Consider the following 13,927-nt stretch of genomic DNA (forward strand, 5'->3'; position numbering starts at 1 on the left):
GTGATTTATGGAAAAGTTTTCACACTATTTTCTATGGCATACTTTGATTTGTAATATCTAAAAAGGAAATCATAACAAACCATCTCATGGGCTCTATTTTTAGATTTGAACAAACGATTCATCATCATATGAATATGGCTTGCCATAAGACTATTGATATTAACATCTAAAGATTTTGAATGATGCAATGCTAAAATTTCATCACTTAAATTTATAATTCTCTCATTTCTCTCATTAATTATTTCATAAATATTATTTGTGTTTTTACCTTCAATGGTATCTGAAATAACTTGCCTGTTGGCTCTGAATTTATCGCTCAGATTAGAATTCAAAATTTTTGTTTTTCCAAATTCTGTTTTAAAAGCAATGCTTAACTGCTCCATAAAATTCTTTTTATCAGACAATTTATACTGGAATAGATTCAAAAAGTCATCAATTGCCTTTAAACCAAATAGCCATCTTAGATTTTCGTCCTTAAAGTTTTCCAAATAATTTACCGTCATCACACTATCGAAAAAAAATAACTGCTCTGATATCTCCATTGTTTTAAGACCGTATCTTTCTATTTCTTTATTATAGGTATCCAGCTGAACCTTCCAAATAATAAATTCTTCAATTAAAGGCAGTAAAATATTATGCATTCTTGAAGTAATTTCATGGAGAAGAATGGGATCAGTACATTTGAATCTTATGCGTAAGTGGTATTTTGGATCATTGTACCGAATAAAAAACCATTGATCTATAACATTTTCTGCCATTAATTGATCTGCAAGAGGTTTAATCTTATCTACAAGTATTTCATCTGCAGATTTTGTCCCCATATACAACTTATAGTAAATCCAATTGCCCCCAGGTATGTTATATGCTCTCATATTGTTGTATATACTATTAATTTTTGTAAAATGACATTATAATTTCATTGGAAAAGTTATGCCCAAAAGAATCTTTGACTACTTGTTTGTCTTGATTAAAAATAAATTCAGTCAACTTAAAATTTTGTCTGGTTTTGACCGTTTCAATAAGCATCTCAACAGAAGTTAGATTATTTAAATTGATAAGCAACTCATTATCACCGTCACTTAAAAGAATTAAATCAGGAAGAGAAAATTGCTGTTTGAAATTTTCCACCTTTTTTTGCAGATCATTTTGTTTTTTTCCCTCAATTAAAGATTTTATATCATCAATACTGAAATTCCACGAAGCATAGGAGAGAATGATATTTTTATATTCTATTCTAGGAATAAATTTATATAAGCGATCAAAATTACTTACATCGATATATAATGCAGAATAATTATTCAATTGCATGTCACTTAAAAAATGATAGATTGGAAGAGTATTACTGTTGGAATAATTATGAGCATTAGTTAATCTTGGCAATATTTCTTTATTATGAGCTCTGGATCGCAAAACAATTTTATTATTTCTCACAGATACCATAATATCGTCTAAACTTATCTGCTTGTCTAAAGGTTTGTTAGAACGAGCCAAATATGGAATTTCAAAATCTCTAAAATCTGGTCTGGATAAAATGTTCCCAACTCTTGCTTCCGGAAGGTGAACTATTTCTGCAATAATTTTTTCCGAGTTATAATCTGTTTCGAAGTGAATGATCTCGTTGACCAATTCATTTATATTTTCATCACTGTGGCAAAATCTTGCTAATAAATTGGCTCCGCTTCCACCTCCGCCTCCTGAGAATTTTATCTTAGAAAGATTGTTTTCTTCAACAATTTCAATCATTAGAGATATTGTTTCAGGTAAATCTTCATACGTAACTTCCGGCAGAAAGGAAAAATCCTTATCTTCTAATGTTATTATTAAGTGATTTTGTTGGATTGCACTTATTATCTTTTTCTGAATGACGTCATCTATTACTGTCCACTTTATTTCTTTTGGCTCCTTTATATCCTTGTCCGGCTGCAGGATTAATAAGTCATCAATTAAAGGATTATCATCATTGGATTGGGTATTAAAACCATATCCAATACCTATCTCCGGATCTAAAACTTTAGATATAGGCATTTCGTGGTCTTCATATCTTTCATAAAAACCTTCTTTAAATTGATCTAAATAATTCTTAGCCTTATTTTTTCTTAATCGATTAACGAATCTGATAGCCTGTTCAATATTTTTTATAATCTTTTTATCAATAGAATTATATTGAGTTGAAATCACTAAATCGCATTGAAAAAGGTATTTAAGATCAAAAGGAATTTCTTTTTTCCCAATCTTATTACTGATATCAATATATTTTTCTAATGAGTTTCCAATTACCTGGTCTATACTCTCCAGCTCTTTCTCAATCGAATCTATAAATGTGAGATATTCATTCTGAGATTCAAATTTTTCTTTTAATACGTTAATGAGCTGATTTATATATTCAAGTCCGGATACGGACGGTTCAATTTCACTAACAAGAATTTGGTTTTCAATTAATTCTTCTACAAAATCCTTAGCTTCTTCATAGTCGATATCTTCCCCCACTAGACTGTCGATAACCTCACTAATATATAATCCCTTTTTAGTAATACTTATAATTTCTTCTAAATATTCCGAAAAGTCAACAGCAACAATGTCATAATGTCTAGTATTGTCTTTATAAAAGTATTCTATATATCTTAACTTGTCCCCAATTCTGTAAATACTGGAGTTAGGATAGAATTTTAAACAATCCCTGACCTGTTTGATTTTTAATAATTCATAAGATAAAGCAACTACATAGTTCATATCCAATCTGGTATGGCGTTGATGGTTTGTTGGGTTATCCAGTATTATTTGGGTTTGATCTGAAAAATTCCCAACAGAACAGCCTGCAAATAATCCATACGGAGTACATCTTGAAGACATTCTTGAAAGATATTTTAAAATGCTATGCTTTAATTTTATTTTTTTCTCAACATCAGTAATTTCACCATTAATCCATCTTTCAATTTGAGCAGAAAAAGAAGGAGAGGCTAAAAATATGGCCTCACGAATAATTTCATTTTTGCAAGTATCAATCAATTGTTGATCGGATATGATTTCTGCAGATGTTAGATTTTTAAAAAAATCTAATGATAAAAGAGGTGTTCTTAATATGAACTTTTCAAAAGGAAGATAGTGTGACTTTTTCATAATCTATGTTAACTTTTATTCTAATAGGAAAATAGAATCCCATTGTATTGAAGAACTGTTGTTTAATAAGTTATCGACAAAAAAAACTCCTATTCCTGCTATTCCATCTAAAAGTCCTAAAGCAGTTTGCTTATCTCCTGTACCTGTATTCTTTAGGTAACCAGCCAGTCCTTTCTCTTCATTAGAAAGAGATAAAGTGAGTTGAGTAAATTTTTTATATAATTCCAAAAATCTAGTATCTTCAGTTATTAAGTACCACTTTTTATGATAATAAGCCACGGAAATGGTTCCGTGACAAAATCCCGGATCACAATTTTCGTCATGTAATAATGCTGTTCCAAGTGAGTCTCTCCTCAATGTGGATAAAGCTATTTCCTTAGAAATATTAACTAAATTTTCATCATTTAATGTCTTCCCAGCTTTATAAAGCCCATAAGAGACTGATTGATCCCCATAGCACCAGCCTAAGTGAATATTGTAAAGTGCAGTTTTTTTGTTCACAGCTATGCTGGGAAATAAGCAAAATTCGCCTTCCTGTTCATTTTTAAATAGTAAAACTGTTTTTACGCTGCTTTCTAAAGCATCCTTCACTTTACTGTTTTGAGGGAAAATTTCTAAAAACTTTGAAAATAATAAAATGAATGAAATATGCCCGTGTGCCAAGCCAAGATTTGTTTTGTGCAAATCTTCTGTGATTTGATCGATGTCTTTAACTTCTAATGCTCTTCTATAATCCCGTTCTACTATTTCTGATAGTTTTTCAAATAAGATTATAATTTTTTCTGAATAGATTTCTTTCTTCTCTCTGGAAAGAAAATAATGGGCAAGGCCAGAAACTCCATGAAGAAAATCTACCTGTTCCATGATGTATTCACTTTCGATATTATCTATGTAGGAGAGAAAGTGGTCAACAGTATCTAATAATATTTCATCAAATGTTTCAAGAGCTTCGGAGAAATCAATATTAATGTCTCCTGACTTTTCTAAAAAGTTCAGCATATAAGCTATTCCTGCAAGTCCTAAGCAATAAGTTTTAGGAATAGTGTCTTCACCTTCATTTAATCTTTCAAAAATAACATTAAGCACTTCTTCTATTTTATTCAAATATTTTGGCTCGTTATTGTATTTATATAACATATAATAGAAGATAGGAATACCACTAATTCCCGTAAGTAAAGAAAGGTCTGAAATATAAGGTTCTTTATGCCAGTTTTGGTCTATTACGCTTTCTATCTCTAATAATTTATTCTCTATACTCATTACGCGTTTATAATACAAGCTCTATAAATTTATAGAGCTTGTTGGTTAATAGTTTTTATCAAATGCTTAGTTTGAAGGCTCTATACAGTTGTTAGTTTTTGAAGGGCCATCACCTCCGTTAGTACACCAACAACAAGTAAAATCATTCCAAGAACTGCTTGCAGAAGCTTTACCTCCGTTAATAGAAGCAGACTGTTCTTTTGTTAGTTTTACAACTCTCTCTTTGTTTAATGATAATTTTTTCTGTTTCATGATAAAAAATTTAATAATTGTTTTTTTTAAAATTCTATAATTAGCTACAAGCAAAGCATTCAGATACAGCACAAGTATTCCAAGAATCTTTTGTACCATCACCTCCAGTACAAAGTCCACAAGTAAAATTATGTCTTGTACTTACTGCTAACTTTCCTCCTTTTATAGTGGAAGATTGAAGATCTGTCAATTTGCTGACTTTCTCTTTGTTTAATTTTAATTTTTGTTTCATAATGTGAAAATTTAATTGTTGATTTTAATAATAAAGTCGACTTTATATAGTTATTTGATCCGGATAAAATTTAATTAGGATATACAATCGCTCGATTGAGCTCAACAGGGTTATTGTATTTTTTTATATTCCTTCGTAAAGATTCGTTAATTTCCCTCGTATTAAGAGAATTGACTTTTGTACCATTATTCAAAAAGAATTCTTCATTTTTATAATCACCAACACTATTTTGAATAAAATTCACAGGAGATTCATAAAATTTGATCTTGGTACTTTTGTATTTTTCCCATTCAACAGCAACGGCCTGTTGTTTTGATATTTCTATAAATTGATTTTCTTTTTTTCCATTGTATTTTTCAGACTTTACCAGTTCAAATCTATAGTTATCCTTATCATCATAGAGTTCTACAATCAAACCAGGTAATCCATGAAATTTATATGGTCCTTCCTGAAAAGGGATTTCTGTGGTAAACCAAGCTGTCCAATTTCTTCCACCCCAATTAGTTACAGCCTTTTGCAAAAACAATTCTTTTATCTTCTTTTTTTCACCAGTCAACTTCCAATTTTGGAAATCTTTTGTTTGTAATTTTAGAATCGTATTTTCCAACAAGTCATATTCATGATAATTATTGTCTCCAATTCTATGGGTAATAATCGTTGAAGTATTTAACTTCATATTTTTTGGAAAAGGAATATTATTGTTGATTAAAGAATCTGCAATAAAAAAGTCTCTTGTATAATACAGCACTTCGCTTTTATTAATGTCTAAAAGATAATTCTCTTTTGTGGTAAGATTTGAAGTTGAATCCTTTTTGTACTCAACATCATATACAAATCTGTGTGTTTGAGAATTTGCGAAAAAAAATGATAATAACATTAATAAAAAACTATTCTTGATATGATTTTTCATCTATAAATTTTTGTTCTTCTTCTGATAATAAAATGCTGTTGTTTTGCTTCTCCAGCTTAGGAATGTTGTCCCAAATTCTTTTAGTTAAATCAATCTTTTTCTGAAGACCACTTGTTTCTGTCTCAGTAAATTTTTGAAAGATTATTTCTCTGCTAAAGCTGTTTTTTTGCTTCTTTCCATCATATGTACAATAACTAAAACCTTTGGTTCCTGAAATAGAAGGAACATACTTGCCGTTTATTTTGTAAAAATCATAGTAGGTAACACCGTTTCCGACTTTGAATTCATACTCTAATCCATTTTTGGTTTTTACTTTATAAGATGGATATTTACTTTGATCATATTGCAGTTCATAATGAATAATGGTTTTATCCATTTTTTGGTACACAATTGTTCCTGTCACCTCTATTTCTGGGTTACTGATTTTATAAACAATAGTCTGTTCATCATTAGAATCATCAACAATTCTGCCCGAAAACTTTGCATCTTTTGTCTTGAAATAATAATTAACCCGGGCTAGTTCGTAGTTGAAAAAAATGTTCCCAACAAAATCTTTGGACTGATTCAAAGATTGTCCTTTGCAAAAATCATTTTCGGAAATAGTGGATTTGAAATATTTTACAGAATCTATTTCCATTTGGATGAAATTATCAAACCTTTTATTGAATGCGTCCTTATAATTGTAGGTATTGGACTCCATCCAAAGTTTACCATTGGTTATCAGAAGGAAACTTAAATTATCATCATCGCTATTTTTTTGTCTGTAAAGTATATCATATAGAGAGCGCTGATCATAATATCGTTTCTCATAATTTTTTAAAACATCTGAAAAGATCTTCTTGATATCAACATTTATTATTTTAACCTCATCAATATCTTTATATAATGGTTTTAATTTTATAATTGAATTATAATTAACAAGTTTTTCCGTTTCATAACCAGAGGCTGAAACTTCAAGATTGTTTGAATTTTCAGGCAGCAAAATGAAACCATCATCATTGCTATACAACACCGTATTAGATAAAATAATTCTTGCGTGTGGAACCGGATTACCGCTTTCTGAATCTACAATTTTTAACTTTAAAGATTGTGCATTGAAAAATCCTAAAATTAAAAAGATAAGAAGAATAGTGTAGAATTTTGTTTGTGCCATGTTTACTCGTTTCGATTACAAACATACACCGTTATAATCTGTCACAAAAAAACTTAAATATAGATTTATAAATTTATAGATTTGATATATAAATCTATACCATATAATTGCTATTTTTCATTAAAAACAGCTAGTAAAAAACCAATTATTATATTGATTTTCATGCAATTAAAATCACAACACATTCTATTAACAAAAGATTGTCATTTTACAAAAAAAAAGATGCTTTTAAAAGATAAAAATGATGAGTTATTCCTGAGATTGATTAATTTCTTTGATATAAGTCCTCAAAATGGTTCCTGTTTTTTTTCGGAAAGCTGAAGCAAAAGCCTGTTCATTATTGTAACCTAATTCTTCAGCAACAACAGTTAATTTATAAGAACGGAATTTTTTATCTTGCACCAATCTGTTCAAAGCATAATCTATTCGAAGATCATTGAGATAAGAAGCAAAGTTCTTTTCTTTATAAGTATTAACCACATCGGATAAGTATGCAGAATTCGTTTTAAAATCTTTTGCAAGACTACTTAAAGTAATTCCTTTTTGTAAAAATAATTTGTTGTTCTCAAATCCTTCTAATTCCTTCAGAATCTTTTGTACAGTATTCTCTGAGATATTTCTAATGACAGATTTCTCAATTTTTGAAGCAGTCTCGATTTTAGAAGGAATAAAATCTCTTCTTTCTTCTTTTTCCTCTATTTCTGATTTCTTTTCATTAATAGATTTTATTAAATCCTGTGCTATTTCCCTATATTTCTTTTCTGATTTTTTAGATCTATAAAAAGAAAAACCTACACCAATCAGTGCCAATAGTAAAACTCCTAAACCGGAAAACAAAAAATATTTCTTTTTTTCTAAATCATTGATAATATTTTCTTTTTCTTTTAAGAGTTTTGGAGCATCATATTTTCTTGGTAATTCTCGCGATACATATTTAAACTGAGAATCAAGAATCTTATCAACGGTCAGGAATCTTTCAATATAATAAAGTTGTTTTTCCTTGTCTTTTTTCTCTTTGTAATAATCTACAAGATAAGTGTAAACATCACGAAGCTCAGGAAAAGTATTATTCGTTTTTTGAATAATAGAATCAATTTTAACGAAATTCTCAGCAGCCTTATCTTTTTTATTAGAATTTAAGTATGACTCTCCTAAGTATAACATCGTATAATTAGCATCAAAATCAAGATTATTCTTTAAAAAATATTTTTTACAGATTTCTAAGTTGGATATAGCATTAGAGTAATTTTTAGTTTCAAAATTATATCTGCCCAACAAGATCAAATACTTGTTATATCTTATTACTTCGTTATTTTTTGATGCATCGCTTAGTCCTTTTTTTATAAATTTCAATGCATTATTATAGTCATAAACATCAATATATGCATCTGCCAAACTTATTTGAATGTGTTCAATATCTTGGGGAGTTAAAAATTCAGGATGTCCGTAATAGTATTCCAGAACCTTCACGGTCTCTTTATGTTTTCCAATATATCCATTGAGATAAGCAATTTGAAGATCAGCGATAGCAATCTGTCGTTTGTTGTTATTTTCCTTGGCATGGCTTAACGCGATTACAAAATTATCCAACGCTAATTTTTCGTTATCATAATCAAAATACAATTTGCCTCTCAACAAATATATACGAGCAGGATATCTAGTATCATGAAGTCTGTTACTAATGAATTCTAAACTATCTATGTATTTTAGGGAGGCAGCTAAATTCTGATTATATTGCATGAATACATACCCTTCAGCAATATTATTGATTATCATTTCTTTCTTTGCCCTTTTCAAGTAGTATTCAGCAATGATTTTAGATTCTTTAATTTTGTTATTGTCTTTGTAATTGTAGAATTTTTCTTCTAATTCTAAATAGTCATATTTAGACAAAGTATCAATTAAAACTTTATTTTGAGAATAATATTGGTTGTATGCTAATAAAAGAAAGAAAAAATATTTTAGGCTTTTCATAAACTAAAGTATGCTGTACAAAAATATCCATTTTATTGATCACAAGTAATATAATAAAAACTATTTTTAATATTATAAGTGGAATTTATTTTTTAATACTATAATTAAAATTATCATTTCAAAAAAAATCAATTTACAATACTCTATTCTTTACAAAATAAAAAACTATAGATTTATAAATTTATAGTTCTTGTTCCAGCAGGATTCGAAAAATATCATTTTATTTGCATAATTAAATAAGTTAAAAATTTCAAAATGAAGAAGAACATTAATGAGAAAAAGCTTTCGCTTAACAAAGTAAAAATCTCAAAAATTATCAATTTAAATTCTATCAAAGGAGGAAAAGGTTTAGACGAAAAGATTAGAACTTGTGCTTTTCCAGATAATGCTAGTAAGGACCCACAAGGACCAATCAAAATTTAATCAAAAAAATTCTTGAATTTTACCTCGGGGAATAAGAGTTAAGATTTGAAAAGACAAAGAACTTTTCATCGAAATAAAAAATTATTTCCAGTAATACCCAGTGGGCTTGCCCCGAGGTTGTCTATCCTAATATCAAATGAAAATATATATATTTATTTTTTTTTCACTATCCTTAGGTGCACAAAAAACAAATTTAGCCCCTTCTGTGCCTGCTATTGATCATTATTTTGGCACTCCAATCATTGATGATTACAGAAATCTAGAAAATTTAAAAGATTCCGCAACTGTTCGATGGATGAAATCGCAGACAGACTATACCAATTCTTTGATTAATAAAATCCCTAATAGAGATTATTATATTAAAAAACGCTTAGAATTTGACAAAAGACAAGGGTATTCAGTATCTGATTTAGAAATAACTGATAATGATAAATATTTTTATCTAAAAAAAGGTTCTGAAGAAAGAACTGCAAAAGTTTACTATAGAAATGGTTTTAACGGGACGGAACAGTTACTGTATGATCCGGAGAGTTTCATATCCTCTTTTAAAGATTCCTCAAGTAAATCTAAACATCAATTTTTAGTCAATCTATTAAGTCCTAGCTGGGACGGAAGCAGATTGGCTGTTTCATTGACTGAAGATGGCAAAGAAATCTCTCAAGTTATTGTAATAGATGTTGAGAATAAATATGTTCACCCAGAAGTCGTAACTAACACCAATCCTTCCAGCATTGGAGGTATTAAATGGTTACAAGATAATTCGGGTTTTTTTTATGTTTATTATCCTATCATTGACAGTAATTCTAAAGATTATGTAAAAAATGTTCAGACAATCTTATATAGAATAGGCGAAAATCCAAAAAAACTGAATAATGTATTTTCCAGATCTAATAATCCTAATCTAAATATAGAGGAAAATTCATATCCAGCTATTATGGCATTTAATGCTGATGATAAGTATTACGTAGGAAATCTGGTAGATTCAGAAGACTTTAGGAAAACATTTATTATCAGTAAGGAAGACTTATTAAATGGTAAAAAAACCTGGAAGCCTTTATATACGAAAGAAGATAAAATACCTTATATGCGGTTAGCTGGAGAAGATATCTATTTTTTATCCGGCTATAATAATACTTTGAATTACAAGCTCTGTAAGACCAGCGCTAAGAATCCAAATTTCAAGAATCCACAAATATTGGTACCTGAAATGCCAGATGAAGTGATAACAGGATATGCTCTAACGAAAGATGGAATATATTATACCAGAACAAAAAACGGTGTAGAAGCAAAATTATATTTGTACAAAGATGGAAAAGAACAAAATATAAAAACACCATTTGTATCTGGAAATATATATTTGGAGGCAAAAGGAAAAGATTTTTCAGATATATGGATTAGTTGTTCAGGCTGGGCAAATGATGAGCAAAGGTTTAAATATGACCTGAAAAAGAGCGAGTTTACTCCAGAAAATATTGCCCCGCTCATTGAATATCCTGAATTTAAAGATATTGTAGTTGAGGAAATTACGGTAAAGTCTCATGATGGCGTAGAAGTTCCATTATCTTTAATTTACAATAAAAATATTAAAAAGAATGGAGAGATTCCAATCCTTATGAATGGTTATGGTGCTTACGCTGAATCATATTCTCCATATTTTTCTATTAGTTACCTATTGTGGGCAAATCAAGGGGGAATCGTTGCTGTTCCGCATGTAAGAGGAGGTGGAGAGAAAGGAGAACAGTGGCATATTGATGGACAAAAATCTAAAAAATCAAATTCTTGGAAAGACTTGATTGCCTGCACCGAATACTTAATTAATAAAAATTATACTTCACCAAAGAAAGTAGCCATCTTGGGGGGAAGCGCAGGCGGAATATTAATGGGAAGAGCAATGACCGAAAGACCTGACCTTTTTGGTGCAGTAATTATAGAATCAGGAGTTCTAAACACTTTGAGAAACGAGTTTGGAGGTGTAGGAAAATCTGCGGCTCAAGAATATGGTAATCTAAATAATTCTGCTGATTTTAAGGGACTATTGGAAATGGATGCTTACCATCACATTAAAAAAGGAGTAAAATATCCCGCAACTCTAATTACATCGGGAATCAACGATCCCAGAGTCTCTCCTTGGATACCTGCAAAATTTGTTGCCAAATTATTAGCAAATAATTCTTCCAATAATCCTATTTTGTTGAAAATAGATTATGCCGGCGGTCACGGAGGTGATATACCAACAGCACAGCGATATGCTAATATTGGAGATATTTTTGCGTTCGCATTATGGCAATTAGGAGTATCAGATTATCAGCCAATCGGAGATATTACTAAATAAAGCGTATTTCTATATAAAAGCTCAATAAAAACACAAAAAAAGAAAAACCCCATAAACAGCTGTTTATGGGGTTTCCTATATTTTTATTAATTAATATTAATCAATAATTATTTTACTTCTTCGAAGTCTGCATCCTGTACATCTTCAGCCCCAGCGTTTCCACCAGCGTTCTGAGCTCCTGCACCTGCATCAGCACCTGGCTGTTGACCAGCTGCATATAATTCTTCAGAAGCTGCCATCCATGCTGCATCTAACGCTTCAGTTTTAGCTTTTACGTCATCAGCATTTTTAGCTTCGAAAGCCGTTTTTAATTCTGCGTGAGCTGCTTCGATTGCTGCTTTTTTGTCAGCAGAAAGTTTTTCACCGAATTCTTTCAATTGCTTTTCAGTCTGGAAGATCAATCCGTCTGCTTTGTTGAAAACTTCAACTTCTTCTTTTTTCTTAGCATCTGCTGCAGAGTTTTCCTGAGCTTCTTTCTTCATTCTTTCGATTTCTTCGTCAGAAAGACCAGAAGAAGCCTGGATTTTGATCGTCTGCTCTTTACCAGTTCCTTTATCTTTAGCAGATACACTTAGAATACCATTAGCATCAATATCGAAAGTTACTTCGATTTGAGGAACTCCTCTTGGTGCTGGTGGAATATCCTGAAGATCGAATCTACCGATTTCCTTGTTATCGTTGAACATTGATCTTTCACCCTGTCCTACTCTGATGCTTACAGCTGGCTGATTGTCAGAAGCTGTAGAGAATACCTCAGATTTTTTAGTTGGGATGGTAGTGTTCGCTTCAATTAATTTCGTGAATACAGACCCCATTGTTTCGATACCTAAAGAAAGTGGAGTAACGTCAAGTAATAATACATCTTTTACATCACCTGTCAATACACCTCCCTGGATTGCTGCACCAATAGCTACAACCTCATCCGGGTTAACTCCTTTAGATGGTTTTTTACCGAAGAATTTTTCTACTTCTTCCTGGATAATTGGGATTCTTGTAGAACCTCCTACCAAGATTACCTCATCGATATCAGAAGTTGATAAACCAGCATCTTTTAAAGCTTTAGCAACCGGCTCCATAGATCTTCTTACAAGATCAGCAGATAATTGCTCGAACTTAGCTTTCGTTAAAGATTTTACTAAGTGTTTAGGACCTGTAGCCGTAGCAGTGATGTAAGGTAAGTTGATCTCAGTCTGAGCAGAAGATGACAACTCGATCTTAGCTTTTTCAGCAGCTTCTTTCAATCTTTGAAGAGCAATAGCATCAGCTTTTAAATCTACACCTTCTTCAGCTTTGAACTCATCAGCCATCCAGTTGATGATCACATCATCAAAGTCATCACCTCCTAAGTGTGTATCACCATTTGTAGACAATACTTCAAATACGCCATCTCCTAAATCAAGAATAGAGATATCGAAAGTACCACCTCCAAGGTCATATACTGCGATTTTCTGATCTTTATGGCTTTTATCAAGACCGTAAGCTAACGCTGCAGCTGTAGGTTCGTTGATAATTCTTTCTACTTTAAGACCTGCAATTTCTCCAGCTTCTTTAGTCGCTTGTCTTTGTGCATCGTTGAAGTATGCAGGAACAGTAATTACCGCTCTTGTCACTTCTTGTCCAAGATAATCTTCAGCAGTTTTCTTCATTTTCTGAAGCGTCATTGCAGAAATTTCCTGTGGAGTATATTCTCTATCGTCGATTTTTACTTTTACAGTATCATTTGGTCCGGAAACCACTTTATAAGGTACTCTTGAAACTTCAGAAGCATCATCTTTAAAGTGCGTTCCGATAAATCTTTTGATAGAGTAAACAGTTTTTGTTGGATTCGTTACAGCCTGTCTTTTTGCAGGATCACCTACTTTTCTTTCTCCGTCTTCTGTAAAAGCTACAATAGAAGGAGTAGTTCTCTTACCTTCTGCGTTAGGAATAACAACAGGGTCTTTACCCTCCATTACAGCAACACAAGAGTTGGTTGTTCCTAAGTCAATTCCAATTATTTTACTCATAATATTTTATATTTTTTCTATTTTTAATTTAATTTACACTCTCAATTTCTCAATATCTATACCATTCAAAGAATTATGACAAAATGACACAATAAAAACAAAACCCCTGATAAAATCGGGGGTTTGTATGATTTAATATGGAAATATTTTCATATAATTTTTACAAGAATAGCTCTTAGCCTATTTAAATCTATTCATTAATTCTTTTTCTTTTTTCTGACATATTTTATAATATAACATTTTGCTGTACATTTAATATAAATAATCC

11 protein-coding genes are annotated in these 13,927 nt (G+C 30.8%); 2 read left to right on the top strand and 9 right to left on the bottom strand.

Annotated features, from left to right (window positions below; translation table 11 throughout):
- Window positions 1-5: 5 nt before the first annotated feature.
- The 8 genes from DBR39_RS14495 to DBR39_RS14530 all read right to left on the bottom strand — a co-directional run bounded on the left by DBR39_RS14495 (window position 6) and on the right by DBR39_RS14530 (window position 8,898).
- A complete protein-coding gene (locus DBR39_RS14495; protein ID WP_124534242.1) occupies window positions 6-872 on the bottom strand; it encodes a thiopeptide-type bacteriocin biosynthesis protein in 867 nt (288 codons plus the stop codon).
- 16 nt (window positions 873-888) lie between these two features.
- Window positions 889-3,117: a lantibiotic dehydratase family protein gene (locus tag DBR39_RS14500; protein ID WP_124534244.1), complete on the bottom strand. Its 2,229-nt coding sequence runs from the start codon at window positions 3,115-3,117 to the stop codon at window positions 889-891.
- A gap of 15 nt (window positions 3,118-3,132) precedes the next feature.
- Window positions 3,133-4,377, bottom strand: coding sequence for a lanthionine synthetase LanC family protein (locus tag DBR39_RS14505; RefSeq protein ID WP_124534246.1), 1,245 nt, complete (start codon window positions 4,375-4,377; stop codon window positions 3,133-3,135).
- 66 nt (window positions 4,378-4,443) lie between these two features.
- The gene (locus DBR39_RS14510) at window positions 4,444-4,629 is read right to left on the bottom strand and encodes a class I lanthipeptide (protein WP_124534248.1); all 186 of its coding nucleotides are present in this window, start codon (window positions 4,627-4,629) and stop codon (window positions 4,444-4,446) included.
- A 40-nt stretch (window positions 4,630-4,669) separates the two neighbouring features.
- The gene (locus tag DBR39_RS14515; RefSeq protein ID WP_124534250.1) at window positions 4,670-4,861 is read right to left on the bottom strand and encodes a class I lanthipeptide; all 192 of its coding nucleotides are present in this window, start codon (window positions 4,859-4,861) and stop codon (window positions 4,670-4,672) included.
- A 70-nt stretch (window positions 4,862-4,931) separates the two neighbouring features.
- On the bottom strand, window positions 4,932-5,771 hold the full coding sequence (locus DBR39_RS14520; protein WP_124534252.1) for a GLPGLI family protein: 840 nt from the start codon (window positions 5,769-5,771) through the stop codon (window positions 4,932-4,934).
- Window positions 5,749-6,924 (bottom strand): carboxypeptidase-like regulatory domain-containing protein, encoded by a 1,176-nt coding sequence (locus tag DBR39_RS14525; RefSeq protein ID WP_124534254.1) that lies wholly within the window; start codon window positions 6,922-6,924, stop codon window positions 5,749-5,751. The genes DBR39_RS14520 and DBR39_RS14525 overlap by 23 nt, the downstream gene beginning before the upstream one ends.
- Window positions 6,925-7,173: 249 nt before the next feature.
- Window positions 7,174-8,898, bottom strand: a complete 1,725-nt coding sequence (locus DBR39_RS14530) for a helix-turn-helix domain-containing protein (protein ID WP_124534256.1) — start codon at window positions 8,896-8,898, stop codon at window positions 7,174-7,176.
- 255 nt (window positions 8,899-9,153) lie between these two features.
- Between DBR39_RS14530 and DBR39_RS24280 the strand changes: the two genes are divergently transcribed.
- Window positions 9,154-9,321 (top strand): hypothetical protein, encoded by a 168-nt coding sequence (locus DBR39_RS24280; RefSeq protein WP_185147192.1) that lies wholly within the window; start codon window positions 9,154-9,156, stop codon window positions 9,319-9,321.
- Between the two features lie 136 nt (window positions 9,322-9,457).
- A complete protein-coding gene (locus DBR39_RS14535; RefSeq protein ID WP_124534258.1) occupies window positions 9,458-11,653 on the top strand; it encodes a prolyl oligopeptidase family serine peptidase in 2,196 nt (731 codons plus the stop codon).
- A 107-nt stretch (window positions 11,654-11,760) separates the two neighbouring features.
- On the opposite strand, the gene dnaK is transcribed toward DBR39_RS14535, so the two are convergent.
- Entirely contained in the window at window positions 11,761-13,659 is a 1,899-nt protein-coding gene (dnaK, locus tag DBR39_RS14540) for a molecular chaperone DnaK (protein WP_109738442.1), read from the bottom strand.
- Window positions 13,660-13,927: the final 268 nt, after the last annotated feature.

The organism is Chryseobacterium sp. KBW03, assembly GCF_003852415.1.
GTDB lineage: Bacteria > Bacteroidota > Bacteroidia > Flavobacteriales > Weeksellaceae > Chryseobacterium > Chryseobacterium viscerum.